This window comes from Micromonospora sp. AMSO1212t, from assembly GCF_008868145.1.
In the GTDB taxonomy this organism is placed as follows: domain Bacteria; phylum Actinomycetota; class Actinomycetes; order Mycobacteriales; family Micromonosporaceae; genus Micromonospora; species Micromonospora tulbaghiae.
Genome location: NZ_WBKS01000005.1, coordinates 40,909 through 67,536, shown reverse-complemented (window position 1 = coordinate 67,536; position 26,628 = coordinate 40,909). Strand labels below are relative to the sequence as shown.

Here is a 26,628-nt window from a genome sequence, read left to right as displayed (position 1 = left end):
GTGTGGGAGAGCCCGGCAGTGGTGCTGATCAGCGGAATCATGGCGGCCGGCAAGTCCACAGTGGCCGAAGGGCTGGCCCGGCGGCTGCCCCGGGCGGTGCACCTGCGCGGCGACGTGTTCCGCCGCATGATCGTCAGCGGGCGGGCCGACATGACGGCCGAGCCGACCGAAGAGGCGCTGCGGCAGCTCCGGCTCCGCTACGACCTGGCCGCCTCGACCGCCGACCGGTACGCGTCCGCGGGCTTCGCAGTCGTACTCCAGGACGTGGTGCTCGGCGCGGACCTGCCGGCCATGATCGGCCGGATCCGGCACCGGCCGCTCGCCGTGGTGGTGCTCGCGCCCCGACCGGAGGTGGTCGCCGTCCGCGAACGGGACCGGTCGAAGGACGGGTACGGCGACTGGCCGGTCGCGGACCTGGACGCCGAGTTCCGGGCCGACACGCCCCGGATCGGGCTCTGGCTGGACACCTCCGACCAGACGCCGGAGGAGACGGTGACGGAGATCCTCGCCCGCGCGTGGACCGACGGGCAGATCGGGTAAGACTGAGTCATGCGCGCAGTCACGATCACGGAACCCGGCGGACCCGAGGCGCTCGTCTGGACCCACGTGCCGGATCCGGAGCCCGGCCCCGGTGAGGTGATCGTCGAGGTGCGCGCGAGCGCGGTGAACCGGGCCGACCTGTTGCAGCGGCAGGGGCACTACCCGCCGCCACCGGGAGCGTCCGCGTACCCCGGTCTGGAGTGTTCGGGGACGGTGCGTGCGCTCGGTCCCGGCGTGACCGGCTGGTCGGTGGGCCAGGAGGTCTGCGCGCTGCTGGCCGGCGGCGGCTACGCCGAGCAGGTCGCCGTTCCGGCCGGGCAGTTGCTGCCGGTGCCGGCCGGGGTGGACCTGGTCGACGCGGCGGCGCTGCCGGAGGTGGCCAGCACGGTCTGGTCGAACGTGGTGGACCTGGCCCGCCTGGTCGAGGGGGACACGCTGCTGGTGCACGGCGGCGGCAGCGGGATCGGCACGTTCGCGATCCAGCTCGGCGTGGCGCTCGGCGCGACAGTGGTGGTGACGGCCCGGTCGGCCAAGCACGAGCGGCTGCGCGAGCTGGGCGCCGCGCACACGATCGACTACCGCGAGCAGGACTTCGTCGACGAGGTACGCCGGGTCACCGACGGCCGGGGCGCGGACGTGATCCTCGACATCATGGGCGCGTCCTACCTGCCCCGGAACGTGGCCGCCCTGGCGACCGGCGGGCGGCTCGTGGTGATCGGCATGCAGGGCGGGCGCAAGGGCGAACTCGACCTGGGGATGCTGCTGACGAAGCGCGCGGCGGTGCACGCGACAGCGCTGCGGTCCCGCCCGGTCGAGGAGAAGGCGGCGATCGTCCGGGGCGTACGCGAGCAGGTGTGGCCCCTGGTGGAGGCGGGCCGGATTCGGCCGGTGGTGCACGCCCGGGTGGACATGGCCGACGCCGCCGCCGCGCACCGCCTGGTGGAGACGAACGACCACCTGGGCAAGGTGCTGCTGGTCCGGTGAGGGTCAGCCCTGGCCGGGGCGCGGGAGCATGAGGCGCGGGCCGGGCCCCTCGGCGGCGAGCGAGTCGCCGGGGTTGTAGAGCGTGCAGCGCTGCAACGACAGGCAGCCGCAGCCGATGCAGCCGTCCAGGTCGTCGCGGAGCTTGCCGAGCAGCCGGATGCGTTCGTCCAACCGGTCCCGCCAGGCGCGGGACAGCGCGGCCCAGTCGTCGGGCGTGGGGGTACGCCCCGACGGCAGCGAGTCGAGCGCCGCCCGGATCTCCTCCAACGAGACACCCACCTGCTGGGAGATCCGGATGAAGGCCACCCGGCGCAGCTCGGTGCGCGCGTAGCGGCGCTGGTTACCGCCGGTGCGGACGGCGTGGATCAGGCCGAGCCGCTCGTAGTACCGCAGCGCCGAGGGCGCGACGCCACTGCGGTCGGCGAGTTGCCCGATGGTCAGTGTTGCTTCGTGCATCACACGGCCTTGAGTTGAAGTTCGCTTCAAGTCGGAGGCTAGCGGTATGACGACGACCACCGCCACCGACTTGGGCGCGCTTCTGGACCGGGTGCGCGCCGGCCGCGAGTTCGGCGCCAACGTGTACTCGACGCTCGACGTGCTCCAGGTGCTCTACGACCGGGTGCTCCGGATCACCCCGGCCACCGTGGCCGACCCGGACCGGGACCGCTTCCTGCTCTCCAAGGGCCACGCGGTCGCCGGGTACTACGCGCTGCTCGCCGCCCGCGGCTTCCTGCCCGCCGAGTGGCTGGACGACCAGGGCGGCCCGGCGAGCCGGCTCGGCGACCACCCGGACCGGACGCTGGTGCCGGGGGTCGAGATCGGTTCCGGTTCGCTGGGCCACGGGCTCGGGCTGGGCGTGGGCACCGCGCTCGGGCTGCGGGCCCAGGGCCGCACCGGACCCCGGGTGTACGTGCTGCTCGGCGACGCCGAACTGGACGAGGGCTCCAACCACGAGGCGATCGCGTACGCGGGCGCGACCGGGCTGGGCAACCTGACAGCGATCGTGCTGGACAACCGCTCGGCCACGTACGGCTGGCCGGGTGGTGCGGCGAGCCGGTTCACGGTGAACGGGTGGAGCGCCGCCACCGTCGACGGGCGCGACCACGACGCCCTGCACGGCGCCCTCACCGGGCACGACGATCACCGGCCGCACGTCGTCGTCGCGGTCGTCACGGACGGGGAGTGAGCATGACCAGCACCATGCGGGACGCGTTCGTGACAAGCACCGAGGAGGTGCTCGCCGATCCGCGTACGACAGTCGTGCTCGCCGACATCTCCGCCGCCGCGTTCGAGCCGGCCGCCGCCCGGTACCCGGACCGGGTGATCAACGTGGGCATCCGGGAACAGTTGATGATCGGGGTGGCCGGAGGGCTGGCGCTGACCGGGCAGCGGCCGATCGTGCACAGCTACGCCCCGTTCCTGGTCGAGCGGGCGTACGAGCAGATCAAGCTGGACCTCGACCACCAGGACGTCGGCGCGGTGCTCGTCGGCATCGGCGGCTCGTACGACCGCGCGTCGGCGGGACGCACCCACCTCGGGCCGGCGGACGTGGCGCTGCTGGACACACTGGACGGCTGGACCGTGCACGTGCCGGGGCACCCGGACGAGGTCCGGCCGCTGCTGCGCGACGTCGTGTGCGGGCAGGACTCGGCGTACCTGCGGTTGTCGATCCGGAGCAACACCGCCGCGTACCCGCGGGCAGGTGACCTGCATGTGGTCCGGGACGCCGGGCCGGGCGCGCCGCTGCTGGTCGCGGTCGGCCCGGTGCTGGACGCGGCGGTGGCGGCGACGGCCGACCGGCCGGTCACAGTGGCCTACACCCACCGGCCGCGACCGTTCGACACGGCCGGGCTGCGGGCGCTCGCCACGACCGAGGTGATCCTGGTCGAGCCGTACCTGGCGGGCACCTCGGCGCGGGTGGTGTCGGAGGCGCTGGCCGACCGGCCGCACCGGCTGCTGGCGCTCGGGGTGGGCCGCAGGGACCTGCGCCGCTACGGCAGCGCCGAGGACCACGAACGCTGGCACGGCCTGGACGCCACCGGGCTGCGCCGCTCGGTCGACGCGTTCCTCACCTGAGCGTCCCGGACACGACGGAACCCCGGGACCTCGGCTGGTGCCGGGATCGCGGGGTTCCGTCGGTACGGGCTCAGTGCGCGGCGGCGGGATTGGCCGGGCGGCGGCGGGCGCGCTCGCGGGCCAGGATCCAGATCGCCTCGACGCCGTCCTTCCAGGTGATCTTCTTGCCCTCCTCGCGGCCCCGCGCGCGGTAGCTGATCGGCACCTCGTAGGGGCGGATGCGGCGGCGCAGCAGCTTGCCGGTGACCTCGGCCTCCATGCCGAAGCCACGGGAGCGGACCTCGAGCGAGCGGTACAGCTCCAGCGGCATCAGCTTGAAGCAGGTCTCCAGGTCGCCGATGTAGGAGTTGTAGAGCACGTTCGCGGCGAGCGTGACGCCCTTGTTGCCCATCACGTACCAGAAGCTGTACGAGCTGTGGCTGCCGAAGGTCCGGTTGCCGTAGACGACAGTCGCCCGGCCGTCGAGCACCGGCTCCAGCAGGCGCGGGATGTCCTGCGGGTCGTACTCCAGGTCGGCGTCGAGGATGACCATGTACTCGCCCTCGGCGCTGTCGACAGCCGTCTTGATGGCCGCGCCCTTACCGGCGTTGCGCTGGTGGGTGATCACCCGCAGGCGGGCGTCGTCCACGCGGCCGAGGATCTCGCCGGTGCCGTCCCGGCTGCCGTCGTCCACGACGACGAGCTCGATCTCGCACGGGTAGTCGACCGCCAATGCCTGCTTGAGGGCATCCGCGATTCGTTCTTCCTCGTTGTAGACCGGCATGAGGATCGAGAGCTTCACGGAATCTCCACGGAGGCGATGGCAGGTCGGGGCATAGCGTAGCCTGGCACATTGCTCAGGTCACGACAGCCCAGGCACCCTATTCCTGGCGAAGTGGTACCACCACGAGCCGGGCCACGCTGCGGTCGCCGTCCTTCGCGCCGGCCACCCCGACCGTCGTACCGATCTTGATGTCGGTCGATCGGATCGTGGTCCGCCGCTCGACCACCCGCAGTTTCTCACCGAACGTCCACGTCACCGTGAAACCGTCGGTGGACTTCACAGTCATCGACCTCTCGTCGATCGCGGTCACCTCGCCGCGCTGGACCGCGACGGTCTTCGTACCGCCGTCCCTGGTCTTCACCACTGCCTCGCCGTGCAGCGTGTTGCGCCGCAGCAGCACCCTGGCGCGGTGCCGCTTGTGTCCCTCCTTCGCCCGCTCGCCCTTGCCGTCCGGCCCGGCCTGCGGCGTATCGGAGGGCGCCGGCGCGGCGACCGGATCCACGTCCAGTTCCCCGGCGTCGACGCCGAGCGCCGCGAGCGCCTGGCCGTCCGCACCCAGGGCGGCGCTCACCTCGACCCCGTCGTCCGGCGCCGCGCCGGACCGGGTCGCGCCGCACCCGGCGAGCACGAGCGCCGCGGCGGCGAGCAGTGCGGTGGCGCCGGTGACGATTCGCTGACGTCTCATCTGTGGTCCTCTCCTCGCGGTGACGATCCGAGCGTTCCGCACCGACGCGAGGGGACGGTCAAGCCGATGTTCGAGCCGCGTAAGGATCCGGGGGCACCCGGACGGTGAAGGCCGCTCCGCCCTCCGGCGCGTGGCCGGCGGCGATGTCCCCGCCGAGCCGGCGGACCAGCCCGGCGGCGAGCGCCAGGCCCAGCCCGCTGCCCACCTTGCGCACCCCGCGGTACCGCTCGTTCAGCGCGCCCCGCTCGAACGCCACCCGCAGGTCGTCGTCGGTGAAGCCGGGTCCGCCGTCCCGGACCTCCAGCACCCCGCCGCCCGCCGGGCCGTCGGCCCGGACCGCGAGCACCACCGGCGCCCCCGGCGGTACGACCCGCAGCGCGTTCTCCAGCAGCCCGTCCAGAACCTGCCGGATGCGCCCCGGATCGGTGTGCGCCGGCACCGGCTCCCCCGGCGTCTCCAGCCGGAACGGCACCCCGAGCGCCGCGCACCGGCCGGACCAGCTGCGCTCCGCGTCGGCGGCGAGCCCGGTCAGGTCGACCGGCACCGGTTCCAGGGGGAAGTCGACCGCCTCCAACCGGGCCAGTGCCAGCAGGTCGCGGACCAGCCGGTCCAGGTGTTCGGCCTCGGCGAGCACGGTCCGGCCGGTCGCCGGCACCGCGTCGGCCTCGATCACACCGTCCGCGAGCGCCTCGGCGTAGCCGCGGATCGCGGTGAGCGGGGTACGCAACTCGTGCGAGACGGAGAGCAGGAACTCGCGCTGCCGTCCCTCGCTCGTGGCGAGCGCGGCGGCCAGGCCGTTGAGCGCGTGCGCCAGGTCGGCCACCTCGTCGGGCGGCTCGACCGGCACCCGGACCGCCCGGTCCCCGGCGCGCAGCCGGGCGGCGGCGGTGGCGGCGGTACGGATCGGCCGGGCCAGCCGGCGGGCGAGCAGCAGTCCGGCGGCCGCCCCGGCGGCGAGTCCGGCGAGCAGCGGCAGCCACAGTCCGCGCAGCACCTGCCGCCAGGGCGCGGCGCTACGGGCCCGGGTCAGCACCACCCCGTCGCCACCGGGCAGCGACCGCGCCTCGACCAGCCGGCGTTCCCCCTCGACAAGTCGCCGGCCGGAGACGTTCTCGCCGCCGGCCACTCGCGTCACCAACGGCCGGGGCAGGCCCGGCCGGTCGGCCCGGCCGTCCCGGATCACGTACACGTCGATCCGCTGCTGGCGCAGTTGCCGGATGAGCCGGTCCCCGGCGCCGTCGCGCTGGCGTACCGGCCGCACCCGGAGCACGTCGGCGGCGAGCCGGGCCTGGGCGGCAAGTGCCTCCTGGTCCCGGCGCTCCGCGCCGCGTACCGCCAGAGGCACCGCGACCAGCGCGGTGACGAGCACCGACACCAGCGCCACCGCGCAGGTGGCCAGCACGGCGCGGGCGGTGAGCGTCCGCCCGGGCCGCCGGCCGGGTCGAGCCGCACCGGTACGCGGGATCGGCACTGTCGGTTGCTCAGGCATCGGCGGCGTACCCGACGCCCCGATGGGTGCGGATCACGCTGTCCGGGCCGAGTTTGGCCCGCACCTGCGCCACGTGCACGTCGACGGTCCGGGTGCCGGCGTGCGCCGCGTACCCCCACACGCCCGCCAGCAGCTCCTCCCGGGTGAACACCCGGCCGGGCCGGGCCATCAGATGGGCGAGCAGGTCGAACTCGGTGGAGGTGAGCTGCACCGGCGTGCCGCCGGCGGTCACCGTCCGGCGGGCCGGGTCGAGCGTGACGGCACCGAGCGTGCGGGGCTGCTCGGCGGGCGTGCCTGCGGTGCGGCGCAGCACCGCCCGCAGCCGGGCGAGCAGCTCGCGCGGGCTGAACGGCTTGGTGACGTAGTCGTCAGCGCCCAGTTCCAGGCCGACGACGCGGTCCACCTCGTCGTCGCGGGCGGTGAGGAAGATGACCGGAGTCCAGTCGCCGGCCGCGCGCAGCCGGCGGCAGATCTCGGTGCCGGCCAGGCCGGGCAGCGCGATGTCGAGCACGCAGGCCACCGGGCGCAGCCGCCGCGCGGCGGCCAGCCCGGCCTCGCCGTCCCGTTCCAGGTGTACGCCGAACCCGTCCCGGGTCAGGTAGAGCCGGACCAGGTCGGCGATGGCCGGCTCGTCCTCCACCACGAGGACGAGCCCGGGCGGGGCGGCTGCGGTCACCGGCTCATGATGACCGACCGGTGACCGCCGAGCCGGTCAGGAAATGTTCGGATCAGGTAAGAGGACGTCAGCGCGCCGGGGCGGGCCTCAGCACCGTCGGGCGGACGGCCGCCGGCGACTCGCCGATGGTCGCCACCACCCGCTCGGCCGGCGTACGCAGGCGGGTCCGGAAGGCGTGGTTGAGCAGCGCGTCGAGCTGCCACACCTGCTTCGGGTGGTGGGTACGCAGGACGAACCGCTCGCGTACCCCGTCGATCGCCGTGGCCGCCAGCTCCACGCGGTGCGCGCGGGGATCGGGGCTCCACGTCACGTTGCTCAGCTCGCGCAGTTCGGTGTTGAGGTGCAGGCGCAGCCGGTGCAGCACCCGGGTCTGCCGGGTGACCACCAGCCGCCGGTGGGTGAGGAGCATCAGGTAGTCGCCGCCCACCGGGTCGTCCGGGCGGCTGCACCGGGTGAGCAGGATGGTCGCGTCGCCGGAGCCGACGCACCGGCGGAACACCGGCATGTGCCGGGTGACGGTCTGGGTCGCCAGGCCGGTCTCGGCGGCGGCCGGAAGGAACGTTCGCGAGAACACGTCCATGCCCGGTCCAACGAGCCGATGACCAGGGGTGATATGGGTCACGCCCGATTTCTGGAACTTCCACACGTGCAAGTCGCACCAGCGGTGCGACACCGGCCGCCGGTCGGATCAGAGCAGCTCGACGATCGTGGCGTTGGCCATGCCACCACCCTCGCACATGGTCTGGAGGCCGTAGCGGATGCCGTTGTCCCGCATGTGCTGGAGCATCGTGGTCATGATCCGCGCGCCGGACCCGCCGAGCGGGTGACCGAGCGCGATCGCCCCGCCCCGGGGGTTGAGCCGCTCCGGGTCCGCCTCGGTCTCGGCCAGCCACGCCAGCGGCACCGGGGCGAACGCCTCGTTCACCTCGTACACCCCGATCTCCTCGATGCCCAGCCCCGCGCGGCGCAGCGCCTTCGCGGTGGCCGGGATCGGCGCGGTGAGCATGGTGACCGGGTCGTCGGCGGCGACCACTGCGGTGTGCACCCGGGCCAGCGGGCGCAGGCCGTGCCGGCTGGCCCACTCGGCTGTGGTGACCGCGAGCGCGGCGGCGCCGTCGGAGATCTGCGACGCGGACCCGGCGGTGACCACGCCGTCGGCGCGGAACGGGGTGGCCAGCTCGCCGAGCTTGGCCAGCGAGGTGTCGCGGCGGATGCCCTCGTCGGCGGAGAACTTGCCGCCGTCGGCGAGCGCCACCGGCGCCAGCTCGGCCTCGAACGCGCCCGCGTCCTGCGCGGCGGCCGCCTTCTCGTGGCTGGCCAGCGCGAACTCGTCGAGCTGGGTACGCGAGAAGCGCCACCGCTGTGCGATCAGCTCGGCCCCGACGCCCTGGTTGAACGGCAGTGGCGAGTCCGCAGCGACGCCCTCGACGCCGCGGTAGCGCTCCAGGATCGCCGCGCTGAACGGCATGCCGCCGGCGACGCTGGAGCCCATCGGCACCCGGGTCATCGACTCGACGCCACCGGCCACGACCAGGTCGGCCTGGCCGGAGAGGACCGTCGCGGCGGCGAAGTGCAGCGCCTGCTGGCTCGACCCGCACTGGCGGTCGAGCGTGGTGCCCGGGACCGACTCCGGCCAGCCGGCGGCGAGCACGGCGTTGCGGGCCACGTTCCAGGACTGCTCGCCGACCTGCGACACGCAGCCCCACACCACGTCGTCGACCTGGCCCGGGTCGATGCCGGTGCGCTCGGCGAGCGCGCGCAGCACGTGCGCCGAGAGGTCGACCGGGTGCACTCCGGCGAGGCTGCCCTTGCGCCGCCCGACCGGGGTCCGTACCGCGCCGACGATGACCGCGTCACTCATGTCTACTCCCCGGTAACCTCGCTTGCCCCGATCCTACGTGCTGACCGGACCGGTCGTCCTCCCCCCGGCGTGCGGCAGGTGCGGCTGGCATGCTGGGCGGATGGATCCACAGTCGCCGCCGGTCCGGCAGTGGCGGGTGCCGCGCGAAGTGCCGGTGATCAAGGCGGTCGGCGCGCTCGCGCTCGTCGCCCTGGGGCTGGTCTTCGCCGCCGGCGACCCGGTCCGTCCGGCGCTCGCCGGGCTGGCCGCCGCCGGCCTGCTCGGCTGGGCGCTGCGCGACGTGGTCGCACCGATCCGCCTCGCCGTCGACCCGGACGGGCTCACCGTGCTGCGGGGGTTCGCCGGGCGGCGCCGCCTGCCGTGGGACGCGGTGGAGGCGATCCGCCTGGACCGGCGCGCCCGACGCGGGATCACCGCCGAGACGCTGGAGATCGACGCCGGGGAGTCGCTGCACCTGTTCGGCCGCCGCGACCTGGACGCCCCGCTGGACGAGGTGGCCGCGGCGCTGACCGAGGCCCGCCCCGCGCGCTGAGACCGCTCGGCTCAGCCGAGCAGGGCGGCGGTCCGGACGAGCGTCAGGCCGATCAACGCGACCAGCACGATCGCGCAGCCCGCCACCTGGAACACGGTCCGCCGCGACCGTGGGGCGTACGCCAGGACCAGTGCCACCAGGGCGCCCACGACCAACCCGCCGAGGTGACCGGCCACCGAGATGCTCGGCACGGTGAACGTGAAGATCAGGTTGATCACCAGGATCGGCACGATCGCCGACGTGTCCCGGCCGAGCCGCCGCATGATCACGAAGACGGCGGCGAACAGGCCGAAGACGGCGGTGGAGGCGCCGGCCGTGAACCGGTTCGGCTCGGTGAAGACGTAGGCCGCCACATTGCCACCCAGCCCGGCGAGCAGGTAGAGCGCCAGGAAGCGCAGCGGCCCGAGCACCGCCTCCAGCGTCCGGCCGAGCACCCAGAGCGCCCACATGTTCAGCAGCAGGTGCAGCACGCCGTAATGCAGGAACATGGCGGTGACGAGCCGGTACCACTCGCCGTCGGCCACCCCGCCGACATGCCCGTCGGGGAAGCGCGCCAGGCCGAGCACCGCCCCCCACTCGGTGAGCGGCGTCCCGCTGCCCATCAGGCCGCCCAGGCCGCCACCGGCCACGGCGGTCCCGCTGCGCGCCGAGAGGACGGACAGCAGCATCATCACCACGTTCAGCGCGATCAGCGCCTTGGTGACGTTGCCCTGGCGGCCGGCGGCACCGCCACCGAAGGCGGTACGCGCCGGCCGCACGCTGCGGCGGCCCTCGGCGACGCACTCCGGGCACTGGTGCCCGACGGAGGCGTCCCGCATGCACTCGGTGCAGATCGGCCGATCGCATCGACTGCACCGGATGTAGGTCTCCCGGCCGGGGTGCCGGTAGCAGACCGGGGTGGTCGGCACCGGACCCCCGGTGGCGTCGCCTGGCTGGCCGGAGCGCTCAGTCATGCGAGCAAAGGTACCCGCGTACCGCTCAGGACTGCTTGTGCTCGATCTCGACCCGCTCGATCACCACGTCCTGGATCGGCCGGTCGCTCGGACCGGTCGGGGTGTTGGCGATCGAGTCGACCACCTTCACCGACTGCTCGTCGGCCACCTGACCGAAGATGGTGTGCCGGTTGTTCAGGTGTGGCGTGGGCGACACCGTGATGAAGAACTGGGAACCGTTGGTGCCCGGCCCGGCGTTCGCCATCGCCAGCAGATACGGCCGGTCGAAGCGCAGCTCCGGGTGGAACTCGTCGGCGAACTTGTAGCCCGGGCCACCGCGGCCGGTGCCGGTCGGGTCGCCCATCTGAATCATGAAACCGCTGATCACGCGGTGCGAGACGGTGCCGTCGTAGTACGGCCCGCTGCCCGGCTGACCGGTACGCGGATCGATGTACTCCCGGGTGCCCTCGGCCAGCTCCACGAAGTTGCGGACGGTCTTCGGCGCGTGGTTCGGGAAGAGCTCCAGCCGGATCGGGCCGGCGTTGGTGTGCAAGGTGGCGTAGACAGCCTCGGCCACGGGTACTCCTCACTCGTAGTTCAGTTCCTTGCGGATCCTCCCATGTGCCCGATCTGGCCATGCGGAGGCATTCGAAGGTGGAGGATGACGAAGGAACAACTCCCAGGAGGTGGGACCGTGTTTGGAATCGGGCGGCGAAAGACCCAGGGCCAGCTCGCCAAGGTCGAGCTGAACCAGGGCATCGGTCACCTGAGGCAGGCCGCCACGCACGCGGCGAAGGGTGCCGGCGCCACTGTCGGCCCGCGGGTCCAGGCAGCCCGGGTCGCCGTCGCGCCGACCGCGGTCCTGGTCCGGGACCGCGCCTCCAGTGGGTTCGCGTCGACCGCCGCGGCGGTCGCGCCGGTGCTGCTGGCCGTGCGCAACGCCCGGGTCGAGGCCGCCGGCAAGGCGTCGAGCGGCCGCAAGGTGATGGCCGCGAAGCAGTCCGCGATGACGAAGAAGGCGAAGAACATGAAGGCCGGAAAGAAGAAGCAGCGCAGGTCGCGGGGCATGACCGCGGGCCTGCTGGTGGCCGGCACCGTCGCCGGTCTGGCCGGTGCGATGGCCATGCGCCGCCGCCGCGAGCAGCAGGAGTGGGCCGAGTACGACCCGACCGGCACGCTCGGCGCGACGGGCACGCTCGGCGCGACGGGCACGCTCGGCGCGACCGGTCGCGACAAGCTGGAGCCGATGCGGGAGGACGTGGACACGATCGTGGTGGAGACCCCGGACGCGAGCGCGAAGGTGACGCAGGCCGGTCCGACCGGCGCCGGTTCCTCGGCGGTGGCCAAGGGCAGCAGCGCGTCGACCGCCACCTCCGGCAGCCAGCCGGTGATCCACCCGAACGACCAGGTCCCCTCCGTCGCCGAGGGCGCCCGGGACGTCTCCGGCCGCCCGGCCGACGACATCACCAAGGCTGTGCAGGCCGGCAAGAACGCCGCGAAGGCCAGCGGTCGCCGCTGACCTCGTACCGTCGGATCAGCGCCGGCACGCGGGACACCCCGCGTGGCCGGCGCTTCCGCGTGTACCGGGCGGCGGGTCCGCGGCGGCCCGCAGTGGCGCGGCGGTTACAGCCAGCCGTTGCGGCGGAACAGACGGTAGAGCGTGAAGGACGCCGCGAGCATCAGCGCCCAGACGCCGGGATAGCCGTACGTCCACTTCAGCTCGGGCATGTTGTCGAAGTTCATGCCGTAGATGCCGGCGATCGCCGTCCACACCGCACCGATCGCGGCCCAGGCGGCGATCTTGCGCATGTCGTTGTTCTGGTCGACGGTGACCTGGGCCAGCCGGGCCTGGAGGATCGAGTTGAGCAGGTCGTCGTAGGAGTTCACCTGCTCGACCGTGCGGCTGAGGTGGTCCTGCACGTCGCGGAAGTAGCGCCGCACCTCCTGCGGCACCGCGCGGTTGACCTGCGAGGTGAGCGTCATCAGCGGGCGCTGCAACGGCGCCACCGCCCGCTTGAACTCGACCAGCTCCCGCTTCATCTGGTAGATCCGCTGGATCCGGCCGCTGCTCTGCCGGTCGAAGACGTCCGCCTCCAGCACGTCGAGGTCGTCCTCCAGCCGGTCGGCCACCTCCAGGTAGAGGTCCACCACGCGGTCGGTGATCGCGTACGCCACCGCCCAGGGGCCCTGCCGCAGCAGGTCCCGCTTCGCCTCCAGGTCGGCGCGCACCGGCGCCAGCCGGCAGGCGTCACCGTGCCGGACGCTGATCACGAAGTGCGGCCCGATGAAGAGCATCACCTGGCCGGTCTCCACCACCTCGGAGTTCTCGGTCAGCTCGGCGTGCTCGCAGTAGCGGGCGGTGCGCAGCACCAGGAAGACGATCTCGCCGAAGTGCTCCAGCTTCGGACGCTGCTGGGCCTTGACCGCGTCCTCCACGGCCAGCTCGTGCAGGCCGAACGTGGCGGCGATCTCGGTCATCTCGGCCAGATCCGGCTCGTGCAGGCCGAGCCAGACGAAGCCGTCCTGCTCCTGCCGGGCGGCGGCCAGGGCCTCGGCGTACTGGGGGTGCCCGGGGCGGCGCTCGCCGTCGACGTACAGCCCGCAGTCGACGATCCCGCTGCGCTCCGGACCGGCCGGCTGGGCCGTACGCGGGGAGCCGTCGGCGTTGAGGATGCGGGACATCGCGCGTACCGGGGCCGACCAGGCGCGGGGGCGCAGTGCCCGGCTGCCGTCGGTGCCGGCGGTTCGGTCGCGTGCCACCCGGTCCGTCATCTCTCGCCCCCTTCCCCTAGAGCTGCGGCTTGCAGGTTACGCCGACCGGCGGGAAGCGCAGCGCGGGCGCGGGTGCGGGGTACTGGCGGTTGCGACGGGCGTCACGCGGCGGCGCCGGGCGGGCCGGGCCGCGTCAGGGGGGTGAGGGGCGACACGGCCCACCCGGCACCCCTTGGGGGCGGGAGTGATGCTGGGCGTGCCGCCGGCCCGGCCGGGGCGGCCGGCGGCCACCCGGGCGTACGGGCCGGTCACCGACAAAAGGTGAGCGGCACTCGCAGCATTGTGGGCTGCCGGCCGGTTCAGCGGGAGAGCCGAACCGGCCAGCAGGGCGCTTTTGTCAGAAACCCGACAGAAAATCAGCCGCGTACGGCGGCCATCGCCTCGGCCAGACGCCGCACGCCCTCGTCGATCCGGTCCGCGGTCACCGCCGAGTACGCCAGGCGCAGCGCGTGCCGGCCGCCGTCGACCATGAAGTCGCTGCCCTTCACCACGGCTACGCCGCGCTCGGCGGCGGCCGGGGCGAGCCGGTCGACCTCGACGTCCTCGGGCAGCTCCACCCAGAGGAAGTAGCCGCCGTCCGGCTCCACGAACCGGGCCTCCGGAATGTGCCGGCGCAGCGACTCGGCCAGCACCGCCGACCGCTCGCCGAGCGCCGAACGGACCGTCCGGATCGACTCGTCGATCGCGCCGGAGACGCAGAACTGGTGCACGATCGCCTGGGCCACCATGCCGGGTGAGATGTAGAGGTTGGTCGCCCGCTTCGCGATCGCCGCGATCAGCTCGGCCGGGCCGACCAGGTAGCCGACCCGCACGCCCGGGCAGACCGTCTTGGTGAAGCTGGAGGCGTGCACCACCACGCCCCGGGTGTCCATCGACAGCATCGAGGGCAGCGGCTCGCCCCGGAACCGGATGTCCGCGTACGGGTCGTCCTCGAAGATCGTGAAGTCGTACTCGGCGGCCAGGTCCAGCAGCTCACGACGCTTCTCCAGGGAGAGGGTCACGCCCGCCGGGTTCTGGTAGTTGGGGATCACGTGCGCCAGCCGCGGCCGCACCCCGGACTCCAGCAACTTGCGCAGCTCGGCGGTGTCCAGGCCGTCCGGCTGGATCGTCACGCCGTGCACCTCGCCGCCCATCTGCTTGAGGTTGAGCAGCGTACGGTCGTACGTCGGGCGCTCGACCACCACCGCGTCGCCCCGGCGGACCAGGTGGTCGAAGAGGAAGGCGTCGGCCTGCAACGAGCCGTTGGTGATCAGCACCTGGTCCGCCTCGACACCGTGCTTCTCGGCGATCCACTTCCGCAAGGGCGGGTAGCCGACGGAGGTGCCGTACGCGGTGACCCCGGCGGGGTCGGCGTCGAAGGCGCGGACGGCGGCGGCCTTGAGCCCCTCGACATCGACGATGTCCAGCGAAGGCGCGCCACGGGCGAACGAGATCAGCTGCTCGGCGGTCATGCGCAGAGCCTAGGGCCTGGCCCGGCGGGTCCGACCGCGATACACGCGAAGTTCAACATGCGGGCGGCCGGCCGGGGCACTGGTGCGTCCGGGGGATCCGAGACCACCTCGCGACTGTCTACGATCCGACGGACGCTGGCGCCGGTCCGACCGGACGCCGAAGGATGACGGGTCGCGGCAGACCCGGAGAACAAGGGATGGGGCTCGTGACCGAGGACGAGGCGGGACGGCTCGACGACCAGCGGTTCGCGCAGTGGCTGGCGACCGAGGCCGGCAGGGCGCTCACCGCGCTGCGGGACCGGCAGGGCTTCGCCGACCCGAAGGCGCTCAAGGACGCCGGCGACCGCGCGTCGCACGAGCTGATGACTGCGGCGCTGGCCCGGCTGCGGCCGGCCGACGCGGTGCTCTCCGAGGAGGAGGCCGACTCACGTCGCGCCTGGGCGGACGGCGAGCGCGCACCCCGGCACGAGGCGGACCGGGTCTGGATCATCGACCCGCTGGACGGCACGCGCGAGTTCTCCGAGGAGGGGCGGGACGACTGGGCGGTGCACGTGGCGCTCTGGCAGCGCTCCGCCGCCCCCGACGGCGCCCTGGTCGCCGGCGCGGTGGGCATGCCGGCCCGGACCACGGTGGACGGTACGCCGCTCGTGCTCGGCACCACCTGCCCGCAGCCGAAGCCGTCCGACGGCGCGATCCGGATCGCGGTGAGCCGCAGCCGCCCGCCCGCGTTCGTCGGCGAGCTGGTCGAGATGCTGGGCGCCACCGCCGTGCCGATGGGTTCCGCCGGTGTGAAGGTGTGCGCGGTGGTGACCGGTGAGGTCGACGCGTACGTCCACGCGGGCGGTCAGTACGAGTGGGACAGCGCCGCCCCGGTCGCCGTGGCGCTGGGCGCGGGCATGCACGCGTCCCGGATCGACGGTTCGCCGCTGCGCTACAACCGCGCCGACCCGCGCCTGCCCGATCTGCTGGTCTGCCGGCCCGAACTGGCCGACCAGTTGCTCGACGCGATCGCCCGGACCGGGGTCGAGATGCCCGCTTCGACCGTCACCGACAACCAGGGTGAGGCGTTCGGCTGAGTGTCAGGGTACATACGGCCAGGTGGATGAGGGTTATCGTCAGACAGGAATGCGTGGCGATCTGAGCCCCGACCACGGGCCGCCGACAGCCAGGGAGGGTCATGCCGGCCGACCGAGAGCCGCACAATGCCTTCGGGCAGCCGACCGGCCTGTGGCCGGGTCAGGACATTCCGCGCCAGATGGGCGGCCCTTCGCTGCCCTGGCCGGAGGCCGAGAGCACGCCGCCAGCACCGGCCCGGCCGGGCGGTGACCTGCCCTGGCCCGAGCGCGACCGGCACGACGCCGGTCACCACGACGGGCCAGGGCACGACCCGGCCGGCTGGGACGCCGCGCCCGGCACGACGAACGGCTGGGCGCCGCAGCAGGACGGAGCCTGGCCGCAGGGTGAGCCGCACGACGACTGGGCCACGCAGGCCGGCCCGGCGGCGGGCGGCCACACCGCCTGGAGTCCGCACGACGGATCCGGCCGGACCGGACCGGCCGGCGACACTGGTCGGGGCGCACCGGCGGGCGAGGCGGGCTGGGGGGCGGGCACCACGGCGACCGCCACCCTGACCGGACCGCCCCCGGTGGACGTTCCGCACGGACCGGCCACCGGTGGGCCGGGCCGGCCGCCCACGCCGCCGCTCGCCCCGGTGCCCGCACCGTCACCCGGCGGCTCCCGGCGGCGCTGGCGCGTCGCCATCGCCGCGGCCGTGGTCGTGGCCGTGACCGGCAGCGGGGTCGCGGTGGCCGCGCTGCGACCCGACTCGACGGACCGGCAGGCAGGCGGGACGCCGGGCTCGGTCGGGCCGGCGACCTCGATGGGCCCGGGCACGCCGGCCACCTCCGGCCCGGCGTCCCCGGGCGCCGACCAGGGCCTCGGTGGCAAGCCCTCGGCGCGTCCGTCGGCCTCCGCGGCCGCCGGCCCGGGCTTCACCGGTACGCGACTGACGCTGCCCGGCGCCTCCATCGGCGTGCAGAACGGGGAGACCTTCGGCCAGGCGCTGGCCCGGTCCGACCGGACCTTCGGCAAGCTGCGGATGGCCCGGATCTTCTTCCCCGGCCTGCCGCCGGCCTGGTCCGGCAGCCGGGCCGACGTGGTGGACCGGACCGTGGTGGTGTCGTTCAAGGCGTCACCGCAGGAGGTCAACACCGGCAAGTTCGACTCCCGTCTGACGTCCTGGTTCGCCTCGATCCCGCGCGAGCACAACGTCTACTGGTCGTACTTCCACGAGCCGGAGGACGACGTCGAGCGCGGCGCGTTCAGCACGGCGGCGTACCGGACGGCGTGGAAGCGGATCGCCGGCCTGGCCGACCGGACGGGCAACCCCAAGCTGATCAACACGCTGATCCTGATGTGCTGGACGCTCGACCCGAAGTCCGGGCGCAGCTTCGACGCCTTCTACCCCGGCGGCGACGTGATCGAGGCGCTCGGCTGGGACTGCTACAACTGGGGCGCCAAGTGGAAGCGGTACGCCCCGCCGCAGGAGATCTACGGCGCGATGATCAGCAAGTCCAAGGCGCTCGGCAAGCCGTGGGGCGTCGCGGAGACCGGCAGCGACCTGGTCCCGGGTGACTCGGGCACCGGCCGGGCGGCCTGGATCCGGTCGATGACCGGCTTCCTCAACGGCCAGCGGCCGGAGTTCGTGGCGTACTACAACCAGACGGTCAGCCAGGGCGACTTCCGGCTGCTCGACCAGCCGAGCATCCAGGCGTGGAAGTCCTTCTGCACGGCCTGACCCCGGCGACGGAACGGCAACGGGCGGGCGACCTCGGTCGCCCGCCCGTTTCGCGTACGGCTCAGATGCCCCGGCCGCGCTTGTGCAGCGTGCGCAGCACCCGGTCGGCCTGCACCGCCCGGCTCGCCACCGCCAGCGCCAGGTAGGCGCGCGGTTCCCTCGGGTTGCGGGCCAGCGTGCGCCGGGCCCAGCGGACCGCGTCCCGCCGGTTGCCCATGGCCGCCTGCGCGAAGGCGATCTGCCCGGCCACCCGCGCCTCGCCGTGCGGCACCGTGGCGAACTCCGGATAGCGGCGCAGCAGCCACTGCAGCGCGGTCGAGATGGTCTCCCAGCGCTGCGCGAAGTAGGACCGCTTGTGCCAGCGGACCAGCACGTACGGGCTCTCCACGTTCACCAGCGGGGCGTAGCGGGCGGCGCGGAGCAGGAACTCGTAGTCCTCGGCGTAGCTGCCCGGGATCTGCTCGTCCACCAGCCCGATCGCGTCGAGCAGCGCGGCCCGGCGGATCAGGAACGTGGACGGGTGCAGCTCGGTGAGCCGGTCGCGCAGCAACGCCTCCAGCGAGATCCGGGCGCGGTCCAGCGAACGGTCCACCGTACGGTCGTCGTAGCTGACCCGGATGCCGCAGCTCACCAGCGCGCCGTCCGGGTGCGCGTCGAGCGCCCCGAACTGGGCGGCCAGCTTGCCGGGCAGCCACTCGTCGTCGTCGTCGCAGAACGCCACCCAGTCGCCGGTGGCCGCCTCGATGCCGGTGTTGCGCGCGCCGGCCAGCCCGGCGGTACGGGTATTCGTGATCACCCGGATCCGGCGGTCACCCCGGTCGGTCTCCAGCGACCGGTCCGGTTCGGACTGGTCGTAGACCACGATCGCCTCGATCAGGCCCGGGTGCGCCTGGCTGAGGATCGCGTCGAGCGCCGCACGCAGCAGCTCCGGACGGTCCCGCGTCGGTACGACGACCGAGATGCTCGGCCCACTCATGCTCTCTCCACGGACTCGTCGGATCCCCGTTGGCCCAGATAGCCGTAGCGGACCCGCAGGGGAAGCGTGGCCAGGCTGACCACGGCACGGCTGCGGCGCGGCAGGCGGTCCCGCCACGCCTCGTCCCGGCGCACCGTCAACGGCCCGCCGCTGAACCGCAGCGGGTTGCCGGCGACGCTGTGCGCGCGGAACGGCGCGGCCGGTTCGGGCGCCGCTGCGGTCTCGTCGGTACCGGACAGGATGCGCAGCGCCGCCGGGTCGTCCGGCAGGCCGGCGAAGTCCCGCACCTGGCGTACGGTGCCGGCCGGGTTCGCGGTGAAGTCCTCGTACCGCAGCCGCAGCACCTTGGCCCGGGAGGCGAGCAGGTGGAACGCGGCGTTCTGCGCGGTCCACAGCTTGCTCACCTCGAACGGCGAGAAGGTCGGCATGAAGTCCTCGCCGTCGACCACCTCGGGGCGGCGCACCTGCTTGCCCCACGAGTACGCCACCGCCCGGCTGTCCCGGACCAGGTGCAGCACCCGCAGGTCGAGCCCCTCGGCCCAGCGCAGGGCGAAGGCGAGCGAGGCGTGCTTGCTGGAGTCCACCACCACCCGTGCGCCGGTCACCGACAGCGCGGCCCGGTAGATCCGGGTGTACAGGTCGGCGTAGCGGCGCACGTCGGCCAGCTGCTCCGGCGGGAGCGCGTCCTTGGCGAGCCGGGGGATGTGCCGGGTCCGGTCGACGCGGTCCTTGAGCGCCAGCACGTCGTCCCGGTCGACCGCGGCCCAGCCGCCGAACGCCTGGTCGCCGACCTGCCGCCAGAACGGGCAGGCGGTGAACCGCTCACCGCAGCCGCAGCGCTCGTCGGCGCCGAGCGCCCGCTCCCACAGGTGCACCACCTCACCGACGGCACACACGTCGGCGCTCTGCGCCAGCAGCAGTTCCAGCAGCGTGGAACCGCTGCGGCCGAGGCCGCCGACGAAGAGGACCCGCGGCGGTGCCGGATCCGGGGCGCTCATCCGCGACGCCCGACGGCTCGTTGCCGTACCCGGCGCGCCACCAGCTCGTCGATCACCGCGCCGACCCGGGCGACCGCCTCGGCGCGCGGGTCCGGGCGGCCCGGGTCGGCGGCCAGGACGAACCGGCTCGGGTCGGCCAGCCCTTCGTCCAGCGCGGCGAGCAGCTCCGCCTCGGACTCGCACAGCCGCACCATGCCGGCCGCGCCCAGGCGGCGGGAGAACAGCTGCTGGTGGTTGTCGACGTGCTCGTCGTGCGACGGGTCGCGGGGCACCACGATCGGCAGGTGGCCGTTGCGCCGGGCCTCGGTGATGGTGGCCGGGCCGCCGTGGCTGACCACGAGCGTCGACTCCGCCATCGCCCGCTGGAGTTCCTCGTGGCCGAGGAACGGGGTGGCCCCGGGCAGGGCCGGGGTGCGGCTGTGGCCGTACTGGAGGACCAGCCGGACCTCGGGCCGGGCCGCGTGCCAGCGCTCCAGCCAACCGACCAGCCGGTCGAAGCGGTGCACGTCGGTGCCGACCACGACGAGCACGTACGGTGCCGCGGAACGCCGGTCCCGCTGCTGCGGAATGTGCGCCATCAGAGCAGATTCCCCACGACGGTGGCCTCCGGGTACATCCGGCGCTGCTCGTCCCACTGCACGAGCATCGCGGAGAGGAAGGGACGGCAGAGCCGGGCGGTGAGCGTCGCGCTGTCGATCCGGTCGTACACCTCGATGTAGACCGTCGGGATCTTGCGCATCCGGGCCGCCACCACGAACGGCAGGGCGACCCCGGCGCCGGTGGTGACCACGGCGTCGACCTGGCGCCGGCGGATCACCTTCAACGCGAGGAACGCGTTGCGTACCAGGTTCTTGACGTTGCGTGTGGTGGGGTGGTGCGCCCAGACCACGTCCTCACCGGCGAGCAGCGAGCGCGCGTCCGGGGTGTCGAAGGTTACCCATGCGCGGCGCCGGTCCCGGTACCACGGTTCCAGGGCCAGGAGCTGGGCCAGGTGCCCGCCACTGGAACCCACCAGCAGGACCTGCCCCGAGTCCTCGGTTGACCCGCTCACCACAAAAGTCCTCCCGTACGCGGATGACGCGTCCGGATTTTTGTGAATGCCCCTCGGACGCGTCCTGACAACCTACTGGCGCGCCCATGGGCAACTGAAGGGGCCATTGGACGGATCCTGGCTCGCCGGTCGGCTCACCTCTCGATTCCCGCCACTGGGATGTGCACCGGCCGGTCACCGTCCAGGTCAGCCCGGTGCGCCCCGGCTGCCGGGCCGGGCCCCCAAGAGAAAGTGAGATGTGTCAGGATTCCGTCACCGCTCCGCACGAGAGCCGCCGGCGACGTCGGCTTATCCGGGGGCAGGTCAGGCCCAACACCGGGAAACCCGCCGAATGGTCAGCGCCGATCGGCCATTTCTACGCGGGCTGCCCACACCCGGGCAGGCTTACCGGAACGTGAGCAGACTTTCCCTCGTCGTTCGGATCGGGGACACTCAAGGCCACGGTCAGGTCCAGCTGTGCCGTGGACTGCCCGGCTCGGTCGAAAGGGAGCGACAGACTCTGATGCCCTCACCCCATTTGGCCGAGAGCGACGCCGACGGTCTTGCCCTGATGGCATACCTGGGCTGGCTGCGCCGCCGCTGGTGGATCCTGCTGCTCGCCGCGGTCCTCGGGCTGGGCGGTGGGCTCGCGCTGAACCAGATCCAGGAGGCGCACTACACCTCGACCACCTCGCTGCTGGTGCGCCCGCTCGGCTCGGGCGCGGAGAGCAACCCCAACGCCAAGGTCAACCTCGACACCGAGGCCCAGGTGGTCCGATCCCTGGTGGTGGCCGAGCGGGCCAAGGCGCTGATGAAGGTCGACACCGGCGCCGACCAGCTCGTCAAGTCGGTGACCGTCAAGGTGCCGCCGAACAGCCAGATCCTCCAGGTGGCGTACGAGGCGAACAGCCCCGAGGGCGCCCAGTCGGGCTCGCACGCGTTCGCCCAGGCCTACCTGGACCTGCGCAAGGCCACCGCGCAGAAGGCGCTGGAGAACGAGACCAACGCGCTCAAGCAGCAGATCGCCGACCTGAACAAGCAGTTGAGCGCGGTCGCCGGGCGCATCGCCGCGGCGCCGTCGAACTCGCCCGAGCGGGAGCGGGCCGAGGCCGAACGGAGCGTCCTGACCAACCAGCTCAACGGCCTGAACAACCGGCTCAGCCCGCTGGTCTCGGCCGGCTCCGACCCCGGCGAGATCATCTCCGACGCTCGCCTGCCGGAGCGGCCCAGCTCGCCGAACCGCACCCTCAACCTCGCCAGCGGCATGGGCGCCGGCCTGCTGCTCGGCATCGTGCTGGCGCTGGTGCTGGACCGGCTCGACACCCGGATCCGGCGCGGACGCGACATCTCCGACCGGGTCGGCCTGCCGCTGCTCGTGGAACTTCCGTCGCGGGTGCCCTCGCTGTCCGTCCTGCCGGCCACCCACCGGGCCTCCCGCGAGTTGGGCCGGCTGCGCAACGTGCTGCTGTCCGCGGTGCCCGAACCGGCACAGGGCGGACGCGGTCGCCAGCTGCTGCTCTGCGACGCGTCGGCCGGCACCGCGGCCGGGTTCGTCGCCGCCAACCTCGCCGCCTCGTACGCCCGCACCGGCCAGCAGGTCGCGCTGATCACCACCAAGCCCGACTCGGCGGTGGGCGCCATCACCGGCGTGGCCGAGGGGCGGCACAGCCTCGCCTCGGTGCTCCGCCGCGACGTGCCCCCGCTCAAGGCGCTGGCGCCGGTGCCGGGGCTCGGTCAGCTCCGGGTGCTGGTGCCGGGCGACCTGGACGCCGATGTCGAACTGCCGGTCGCCGGGCTGCTGGAGATCATGCACGAGCTGTCCGCGCGCTTCGACCACGTGGTGATCGAGACCGCGCAGCCGACGTTCGCCGTGGAGGCCCAGGCCCTGGGTCGGTACGTCGACGCGGTCATCATGGTGGCCGAGGCGGGCAAGACCCGCAGCGGCGAGATCACCGCCGCCCTGCAGCAGTTCGAGCAGGTGAACGCGCCGGTGATCGGCGCCGTGCTGGCCCCGCGCCTGCCCGTCCCGGCCGGCGGTGCCGCCCGTCCGGCAGCGTCGGGCGGTTCCGGCAACTCGGGCAACTCGGGCGGATCGAGCGCGCCCGCGGCCCCGGCCAACCGGCCCAAGCCCCGGCCGAGCCCCGGCCCGTCCGCCGAGTCGACGATGGTGCTGCCGCGTATGCAGTCGTCCCGCCCCGGCCCGGCGAAGCCGGCACCGGGCAAGGCCACCCCGCCGCCGAACCCCGGCAACCAGGGCATGCCGGGCAAGCCGGCGCCGCTCAACGGCACCGGCGGCACGTACCGCTCCCGCGGTGAAGGCGACGGCCGCAGCTACGCCCTCGACTCCGGCGAGGACCTGGGGTGAACCGCCGGCAGATGCTCCGTGCCGCGCTCGCCCCCGCCGTCGTCCTCGGCGTCGGGACGGGATGCAGCGAACCCGAACCCAAGCCCGGAAAGATCCAGGTGGCGGACCCGGGCGACGTCACCGCCTCGCCGTCCTCGGCGGCCCCGACGCAGAACCTGCCCACCGGCCCGCTGACCGGCGCGCCGATCGGCACCCCGGCCGCGGCCACCCGCCAGGCGGTCGCGGTGCCGCTGCGGGTGAGCCCCGCGACCACCCCGGCCGGCCTGGACGCCGCCGACCTGGTCTACGCCGAGTTCGCCGAGTCCGACACGCTGCACCTGACCGCCGTGTTCCACTCCAAGGACGCCGCCAAGATCGGCCCGGTCACCGAGATCCGGCCGGTCGACATCCGGTCGCTCGCGGTGCTGCGCCCGTTCGTCGGCTACGCCGGTGGCCCCACCGGCTTCCTCTCCCAGTTCGAGAACTCCGACCTCGACGGCGTCACGCCGGACGACGACGGCAAGGTCTTCTCCGGCGACTACACCTCGACAGCCGCGCTGCTCAAGGCCGCCCCGAAGGGCGGCCAGCCGCCCTCTCCGCCGATCGACCACGCCGCCGAGGGCGACGCGCTCGCCGCCCGCGACCTCGTCCCCGCCACCGAACTCTCCGTCACAGTGGCCGGCGGGCCGCCGATGGTCTGGCGGTACGACCAGGCGAAGTCCCTCTGGGCCGGCAAGGTCGGCAAGGTCACCGTGACCGCCGCCTCCGTCATCGTGCTGACGATGGAATACCGCACGCTGGATGTGCGCAAGCCGTCCCCGCGCTCACTGCCGTCGGCGAACGTCTTCGGCGAGGGCGCGGTCGTCGCGGTGTCCGGGCCGAACAGCGCGAAGGGCCGGTGGCGCAAGCCCGGCCTGGGCATGGTCTGCACGCTCGCCGACACCGGCGGCGACCTCCTGCATCCCCAGCCCGGCAACGCCTGGGTGATCTACGCACCGACCACCGCCAAGGTCTCCGTGAAATGAGCACCGCCACCCCGCCCCGCACCGCCCGCGGGACGGTCCCGGTCGGGGCGGTGTCGCCGCCGGACGGGAACCGTCTCCGGCCGGTGACGGTGCGGCCGGAGGGCTGGTCGTGGCGGCTGCCGACGGCGTGGCCGCTGATCGGGGTCTTCCTGCTGTACCCGCTGTGGTGGGTGCTCGGGGTGTCGAGCTTCGTCTTCGTCATCTTCGCGGTGCCGATGATCTGGCAGATGCGCAAGCGCGGCCCGGTGCGGGTGCCGCCCGGCTTCGGGATCTGGATGATCCTGCTGCTCTGGGTGTTCCTGTCAGTGGTCACCCTCGACCTCACCGCGCCGAACACGCTGCCGCCCGGCGGCAGCGGCAAGTACATCGGCTGGGGCATCCGGCTCGCCAACTACCTCGCGATGACCGTGACGATGCTCTACGTCTACAACCTGCGCGAGCGGGAGCTGTCCCAGCGCCGGATGGTCCGGCTGTTCGGCTTCATGGGCGTGGTCGTGGTCCTGGGCGGCTGGATCGGTTCGCTCTTCCCGAATCTCAAGTTCGTGGCGCCGCTGCGTTTCGTCCTGCCCCAGTCGATCGCCGGTCACCCGTACGTCACCTCCCTCATGGAGATCAAGTTCGCCCAGGTGCAGCAGGTGATCGAGGGGGAGGCCAGCTCGCCCCGCCCGTCCGCGCCGTTCACCTACACGAACTCGTGGGGCCAGAACACCGCGATCCTGCTGGTCTGGCTGATCGTCGGCTGGGTCGTGCTGGGCAAGCCGCTGCGCCGCACCGCCGGCGTGGCCATCGCCCTGGCGGCGATCTTCCCCATCGTCTACTCGCTGAACCGCGGCCTCTGGATCGGTCTCGGCATCGCCGCCGCCTACGTCGCGCTGCGGCTCGCGCTGCGCGGCCGGATGGTGGTGCTCGGCGGGCTCGCCCTGGCGGTCGGGCTGATCGGGGTGCTGATCGTCGCCACACCGCTCGGCCGCACCTTCGACGAACGCCTCCAGAACGGGCACAGCGACGACATCCGGACCACGCTGTCCCAGGGCGCGGTCGCCGCGGCCAACCACTCGCCGGTCCTCGGGTACGGCGGCAACCGGGCGCTGATCGGCAGCAACCGGTCCATCGCCATCGGCAAGTCCGAGGACTGCAAGCAGTGCGGCAACCGGGAACTGGGCAGCAACGGCCAGGTCTGGGCGCTGCTCGTCGGGCAGGGCTGGGTCGGCGCCATCTGCTACAACGCCTTCTTCATCTACTGCATCTGGCGCTACCGGCGCGACCACAGCGCGATCGGGATCGCCGGCACGCTCGTGCTCATCCTCATGCTGTTCTTCCAGTTCACCTACGGTGCGATGGAAGCGACACTCGCCTACGCCCTGATCACGGTCGCCCTGCTGGCCCGCAACGACCGGATCCGCCGGTCGCTCGGGCCGGCGCCACCCGAGGGCACGATCGCCGGGCTACGGGCCCGACTGGAAAAGACCGGTGACCACTGATGGTGTTCCGCGTACCCCCGGACGGCGACGGCCGCGCCGCGTACCTCGGTGAACTGGCCGGGCTGATCTGGCCCGCGCCGGCCGAGCCCAGCCTTCGCCGCGGCGGCGCCGGCTGGGTGGTGGTGCCCTCGGCGGCCCGCCCCCGGCTGCTCGTGCCGACCGGCTCGGGCCGGGCGGCGGCGAGCGCGGTCCGGCACTCCACCGAGGCGGTCGGCCGCAAGGCCAAGCTGGTCCGGCAAGGGCTGTCCACCGCGTTCCGGCTCGGGCTGGGTCCGCTGGTGTTCCGCGACCGGCTGGTGGTCGACGGCGGCGGGCTGGACGCGCACCTGACCGAGGTGCTCGGTGAGCCGGCGCTGGTGAGCCTGCACATCGGGCCGGCCCGCGCGAACCGCAAGCCGGTGCTGCAACTGCTCGCCCCGGACGGCCGGGCCCTGGGGTACGCCAAGCTCGGCGTCGACCCGCTGACCCGCGCGCTGGTGCACGCGGAGGCGGACGCGCTGCGCCGCCTCGCCGAGGTGCCGCTCGGCCCGGTGGTGCTGGCCGGGGTACGCCATCACGGCGACTGGCACGGCCACGCGCTGCTCGTGCAGGAGGCGCTGCCGGTGCGGCTGCCCCGGGCCGCCCCGGCCGCCGCCGAAGCGGCCGAGCGCGCGGCCATGGTGGCGGTCGCCGGCTGTCTCGGCGTACGCCGGCAGTCGTGGGCGGGCAGCGGGCACGCGGCCCGGCTCACCGAGGCGGTGGACGCGCTCGGACCCCGGCCGGAGGCCGGGCGGCTGCGCGCGGCGCTGAAGTCCGTCGCGGACGCCGACCCGGTGGTGGCCCTCGGCGCCTGGCACGGGGACTGGAACGGCGGCAACAGCGCGGTGCTGGCCGACGGCCGGGTGCTGGTCTGGGACTGGGAGCGGTTCGAGGCGGACGTGCCGGCCGGGTACGACGCGCTGCACCTGGCGGTGCAGGGCGCGATGAGCCACGACGGGGTGGAACCGGTCGAGGCGGCCCGGGCGCTGATCGCCGACGCCGGCCGCACCCTGGCGCCGTTCGACCAGACCGGCGGGGGCGCCGATCTGGTCGCCGTGCTCTACCTGGTGGAGCTGGCGGCGCGCTACCTGCGGGACCGGCAGGCGGAGGCGGGTGCGCGACTGGGGCACGTCGACACCTGGCTGCTGCCCGCCGTCGAGGAACACCTGGCCCGCCGGGCCGGGTGAGAGTGAGGAGT

The 26,628-nt window shown here is 73.5% G+C and carries 27 protein-coding genes; 12 read left to right on the top strand and 15 right to left on the bottom strand.

The features are described 5' to 3' along the window. Both F8279_RS02695 and F8279_RS02690 read left to right on the top strand, forming a co-directional pair. Entirely contained in the window at positions 1–540 is a 540-nt protein-coding gene (locus tag F8279_RS02695) for an AAA family ATPase (protein ID WP_225853089.1), read from the top strand. A gap of 9 nt (positions 541–549) precedes the next feature. Next, positions 550–1,524 (top strand): NAD(P)H-quinone oxidoreductase, encoded by a 975-nt coding sequence (locus F8279_RS02690; protein ID WP_151498970.1) that lies wholly within the window; start codon positions 550–552, stop codon positions 1,522–1,524. Between the two features lie 3 nt (positions 1,525–1,527). On the opposite strand, the gene soxR is transcribed toward F8279_RS02690, so the two are convergent. Continuing rightward, a complete protein-coding gene (soxR, locus tag F8279_RS02685; protein WP_091413277.1) occupies positions 1,528–1,980 on the bottom strand; it encodes a redox-sensitive transcriptional activator SoxR in 453 nt (150 codons plus the stop codon). A 46-nt stretch (positions 1,981–2,026) separates the two neighbouring features. On the opposite strand from soxR, the gene F8279_RS02680 reads away from it, so the two are divergent. Together F8279_RS02680 and F8279_RS02675 are read left to right on the top strand one after the other, a co-directional pair. Further along, positions 2,027–2,710 carry a transketolase gene (locus F8279_RS02680; RefSeq protein ID WP_091413279.1) on the top strand — a complete coding sequence of 228 codons (684 nt, stop codon included), beginning with the start codon at positions 2,027–2,029 and terminating at the stop codon, positions 2,708–2,710. Positions 2,711–2,724: 14 nt separating this feature from the next. Next, on the top strand, positions 2,725–3,600 hold the full coding sequence (locus F8279_RS02675) for a transketolase family protein (protein WP_175438620.1): 876 nt from the start codon (positions 2,725–2,727) through the stop codon (positions 3,598–3,600). A gap of 70 nt (positions 3,601–3,670) precedes the next feature. Here F8279_RS02675 and F8279_RS02670 read toward each other — a convergent pair whose 3' ends face one another. The 6 genes from F8279_RS02670 to F8279_RS02645 all read right to left on the bottom strand — a co-directional run bounded on the left by F8279_RS02670 (position 3,671) and on the right by F8279_RS02645 (position 9,074). Further along, positions 3,671–4,381 (bottom strand): glycosyltransferase family 2 protein, encoded by a 711-nt coding sequence (locus F8279_RS02670; RefSeq protein ID WP_091413283.1) that lies wholly within the window; start codon positions 4,379–4,381, stop codon positions 3,671–3,673. A 79-nt stretch (positions 4,382–4,460) separates the two neighbouring features. Continuing rightward, positions 4,461–5,048, bottom strand: coding sequence for a hypothetical protein (locus F8279_RS02665; RefSeq protein ID WP_091413285.1), 588 nt, complete (start codon positions 5,046–5,048; stop codon positions 4,461–4,463). A 58-nt stretch (positions 5,049–5,106) separates the two neighbouring features. Next, entirely contained in the window at positions 5,107–6,537 is a 1,431-nt protein-coding gene (locus F8279_RS02660; RefSeq protein ID WP_151498969.1) for a sensor histidine kinase KdpD, read from the bottom strand. Next, positions 6,530–7,213 carry a response regulator transcription factor gene (locus tag F8279_RS02655; RefSeq protein ID WP_091413289.1) on the bottom strand — a complete coding sequence of 228 codons (684 nt, stop codon included), beginning with the start codon at positions 7,211–7,213 and terminating at the stop codon, positions 6,530–6,532. Before F8279_RS02655 ends, F8279_RS02660 begins: the two co-directional genes overlap by 8 nt. Before the next feature lie 67 nt (positions 7,214–7,280). Further along, a complete protein-coding gene (locus F8279_RS02650; protein WP_091413291.1) occupies positions 7,281–7,793 on the bottom strand; it encodes a hypothetical protein in 513 nt (170 codons plus the stop codon). Between the two features lie 108 nt (positions 7,794–7,901). Next, on the bottom strand, positions 7,902–9,074 hold the full coding sequence (locus F8279_RS02645; protein ID WP_091413294.1) for an acetyl-CoA C-acyltransferase: 1,173 nt from the start codon (positions 9,072–9,074) through the stop codon (positions 7,902–7,904). Positions 9,075–9,174: 100 nt separating this feature from the next. Between F8279_RS02645 and F8279_RS02640 the strand changes: the two genes are divergently transcribed. Then, complete coding sequence (locus F8279_RS02640) at positions 9,175–9,606, top strand: PH domain-containing protein (RefSeq protein WP_192580605.1); 432 nt, start codon at positions 9,175–9,177, stop codon at positions 9,604–9,606. Positions 9,607–9,617: 11 nt separating this feature from the next. Here the strand turns inward: F8279_RS02640 and F8279_RS02635 are convergent, their stop codons facing one another. Together F8279_RS02635 and F8279_RS02630 are read right to left on the bottom strand one after the other, a co-directional pair. Further along, positions 9,618–10,559 carry a rhomboid family intramembrane serine protease gene (locus F8279_RS02635; protein ID WP_175438577.1) on the bottom strand — a complete coding sequence of 314 codons (942 nt, stop codon included), beginning with the start codon at positions 10,557–10,559 and terminating at the stop codon, positions 9,618–9,620. Positions 10,560–10,584: 25 nt separating this feature from the next. Continuing rightward, on the bottom strand, positions 10,585–11,115 hold the full coding sequence (locus tag F8279_RS02630; RefSeq protein WP_091413296.1) for a peptidylprolyl isomerase: 531 nt from the start codon (positions 11,113–11,115) through the stop codon (positions 10,585–10,587). Positions 11,116–11,199: 84 nt separating this feature from the next. On the opposite strand from F8279_RS02630, the gene F8279_RS02625 reads away from it, so the two are divergent. Beyond that, a complete protein-coding gene (locus tag F8279_RS02625; RefSeq protein WP_091413298.1) occupies positions 11,200–12,057 on the top strand; it encodes a hypothetical protein in 858 nt (285 codons plus the stop codon). A 104-nt stretch (positions 12,058–12,161) separates the two neighbouring features. Here F8279_RS02625 and corA read toward each other — a convergent pair whose 3' ends face one another. Together corA and F8279_RS02615 are read right to left on the bottom strand one after the other, a co-directional pair. Continuing rightward, on the bottom strand, positions 12,162–13,310 hold the full coding sequence (corA, locus tag F8279_RS02620; protein WP_091413300.1) for a magnesium/cobalt transporter CorA: 1,149 nt from the start codon (positions 13,308–13,310) through the stop codon (positions 12,162–12,164). Between the two features lie 356 nt (positions 13,311–13,666). Further along, positions 13,667–14,761, bottom strand: coding sequence for a PLP-dependent aminotransferase family protein (locus tag F8279_RS02615; protein WP_091413302.1), 1,095 nt, complete (start codon positions 14,759–14,761; stop codon positions 13,667–13,669). Positions 14,762–14,958: 197 nt separating this feature from the next. Between F8279_RS02615 and F8279_RS02610 the strand changes: the two genes are divergently transcribed. Beyond that, positions 14,959–15,837 (top strand): 3'(2'),5'-bisphosphate nucleotidase CysQ, encoded by an 879-nt coding sequence (locus tag F8279_RS02610; protein ID WP_091413304.1) that lies wholly within the window; start codon positions 14,959–14,961, stop codon positions 15,835–15,837. Positions 15,838–15,938: 101 nt separating this feature from the next. After that, entirely contained in the window at positions 15,939–17,558 is a 1,620-nt protein-coding gene (locus F8279_RS02605) for a hypothetical protein (protein ID WP_091413306.1), read from the top strand. Positions 17,559–17,619: 61 nt separating this feature from the next. On the opposite strand, the gene F8279_RS02600 is transcribed toward F8279_RS02605, so the two are convergent. The 4 genes from F8279_RS02600 to F8279_RS02585 are packed head-to-tail and all read right to left on the bottom strand — an operon-like array spanning position 17,620 to position 20,586. Beyond that, positions 17,620–18,534: a glycosyltransferase family 2 protein gene (locus F8279_RS02600; protein WP_091413308.1), complete on the bottom strand. Its 915-nt coding sequence runs from the start codon at positions 18,532–18,534 to the stop codon at positions 17,620–17,622. Continuing rightward, complete coding sequence (locus tag F8279_RS02595; RefSeq protein ID WP_091413309.1) at positions 18,531–19,532, bottom strand: sulfotransferase; 1,002 nt, start codon at positions 19,530–19,532, stop codon at positions 18,531–18,533. The genes F8279_RS02600 and F8279_RS02595 overlap by 4 nt, the downstream gene beginning before the upstream one ends. After that, the gene (locus tag F8279_RS02590) at positions 19,529–20,110 is read right to left on the bottom strand and encodes a glycosyltransferase (protein ID WP_091413311.1); all 582 of its coding nucleotides are present in this window, start codon (positions 20,108–20,110) and stop codon (positions 19,529–19,531) included. Before F8279_RS02590 ends, F8279_RS02595 begins: the two co-directional genes overlap by 4 nt. Next, the gene (locus tag F8279_RS02585; RefSeq protein ID WP_013289269.1) at positions 20,110–20,586 is read right to left on the bottom strand and encodes a polysaccharide biosynthesis protein; all 477 of its coding nucleotides are present in this window, start codon (positions 20,584–20,586) and stop codon (positions 20,110–20,112) included. The genes F8279_RS02590 and F8279_RS02585 overlap by 1 nt, the downstream gene beginning before the upstream one ends. 499 nt (positions 20,587–21,085) lie before the next feature. Here F8279_RS02585 and F8279_RS02580 point away from each other — a divergent pair, with 499 nt between their 5' ends. The 4 genes from F8279_RS02580 to F8279_RS02565 are packed head-to-tail and all read left to right on the top strand — an operon-like array spanning position 21,086 to position 26,617. Next, positions 21,086–22,927 (top strand): Wzz/FepE/Etk N-terminal domain-containing protein, encoded by a 1,842-nt coding sequence (locus F8279_RS02580; protein ID WP_151498968.1) that lies wholly within the window; start codon positions 21,086–21,088, stop codon positions 22,925–22,927. Further along, on the top strand, positions 22,924–23,931 hold the full coding sequence (locus F8279_RS02575) for a DUF3048 domain-containing protein (protein ID WP_091413316.1): 1,008 nt from the start codon (positions 22,924–22,926) through the stop codon (positions 23,929–23,931). The genes F8279_RS02580 and F8279_RS02575 overlap by 4 nt, the downstream gene beginning before the upstream one ends. Next, positions 23,928–25,412 (top strand): O-antigen ligase, encoded by a 1,485-nt coding sequence (locus tag F8279_RS02570; RefSeq protein WP_151498967.1) that lies wholly within the window; start codon positions 23,928–23,930, stop codon positions 25,410–25,412. The genes F8279_RS02575 and F8279_RS02570 overlap by 4 nt, the downstream gene beginning before the upstream one ends. After that, positions 25,412–26,617, top strand: a complete 1,206-nt coding sequence (locus F8279_RS02565) for a hypothetical protein (protein WP_151498966.1) — start codon at positions 25,412–25,414, stop codon at positions 26,615–26,617. The genes F8279_RS02570 and F8279_RS02565 overlap by 1 nt, the downstream gene beginning before the upstream one ends. The last annotated feature ends 11 nt before the right edge of the window (positions 26,618–26,628 follow it).

Bases quoted from the DNA above. Each gene is read 5' to 3' on its own strand.
- F8279_RS02690 (WP_151498970.1), top strand. From the start codon at position 550: ATGCGCGCAGTCACGATCACGGAACCCGGCGGACCCGAGGCGCTCGTC.
- soxR (WP_091413277.1), bottom strand. From the start codon at position 1,980: ATGCACGAAGCAACACTGACCATCGGGCAACTCGCCGACCGCAGTGGC.
- F8279_RS02680 (WP_091413279.1), top strand. From the start codon at position 2,027: ATGACGACGACCACCGCCACCGACTTGGGCGCGCTTCTGGACCGGGTG.
- F8279_RS02675 (WP_175438620.1), top strand. From the start codon at position 2,725: ATGCGGGACGCGTTCGTGACAAGCACCGAGGAGGTGCTCGCCGATCCG.
- F8279_RS02665 (WP_091413285.1), bottom strand. From the start codon at position 5,048: ATGAGACGTCAGCGAATCGTCACCGGCGCCACCGCACTGCTCGCCGCC.
- F8279_RS02660 (WP_151498969.1), bottom strand. From the start codon at position 6,537: ATGCCTGAGCAACCGACAGTGCCGATCCCGCGTACCGGTGCGGCTCGA.
- F8279_RS02650 (WP_091413291.1), bottom strand. From the start codon at position 7,793: ATGGACGTGTTCTCGCGAACGTTCCTTCCGGCCGCCGCCGAGACCGGC.
- F8279_RS02645 (WP_091413294.1), bottom strand. From the start codon at position 9,074: ATGAGTGACGCGGTCATCGTCGGCGCGGTACGGACCCCGGTCGGGCGG.
- F8279_RS02640 (WP_192580605.1), top strand. From the start codon at position 9,175: ATGGATCCACAGTCGCCGCCGGTCCGGCAGTGGCGGGTGCCGCGCGAA.
- F8279_RS02635 (WP_175438577.1), bottom strand. From the start codon at position 10,559: ATGACTGAGCGCTCCGGCCAGCCAGGCGACGCCACCGGGGGTCCGGTG.
- F8279_RS02625 (WP_091413298.1), top strand. From the start codon at position 11,200: ATGACGAAGGAACAACTCCCAGGAGGTGGGACCGTGTTTGGAATCGGG.
- corA (WP_091413300.1), bottom strand. From the start codon at position 13,310: ATGACGGACCGGGTGGCACGCGACCGAACCGCCGGCACCGACGGCAGC.
- F8279_RS02615 (WP_091413302.1), bottom strand. From the start codon at position 14,761: ATGACCGCCGAGCAGCTGATCTCGTTCGCCCGTGGCGCGCCTTCGCTG.
- F8279_RS02610 (WP_091413304.1), top strand. From the start codon at position 14,959: ATGGGGCTCGTGACCGAGGACGAGGCGGGACGGCTCGACGACCAGCGG.
- F8279_RS02605 (WP_091413306.1), top strand. From the start codon at position 15,939: ATGCCGGCCGACCGAGAGCCGCACAATGCCTTCGGGCAGCCGACCGGC.
- F8279_RS02600 (WP_091413308.1), bottom strand. From the start codon at position 18,534: ATGAGTGGGCCGAGCATCTCGGTCGTCGTACCGACGCGGGACCGTCCG.
- F8279_RS02595 (WP_091413309.1), bottom strand. From the start codon at position 19,532: ATGAGCGCCCCGGATCCGGCACCGCCGCGGGTCCTCTTCGTCGGCGGC.
- F8279_RS02590 (WP_091413311.1), bottom strand. From the start codon at position 20,110: ATGGCGCACATTCCGCAGCAGCGGGACCGGCGTTCCGCGGCACCGTAC.
- F8279_RS02580 (WP_151498968.1), top strand. From the start codon at position 21,086: ATGCCCTCACCCCATTTGGCCGAGAGCGACGCCGACGGTCTTGCCCTG.
- F8279_RS02570 (WP_151498967.1), top strand. From the start codon at position 23,928: ATGAGCACCGCCACCCCGCCCCGCACCGCCCGCGGGACGGTCCCGGTC.
- F8279_RS02565 (WP_151498966.1), top strand. From the start codon at position 25,412: ATGGTGTTCCGCGTACCCCCGGACGGCGACGGCCGCGCCGCGTACCTC.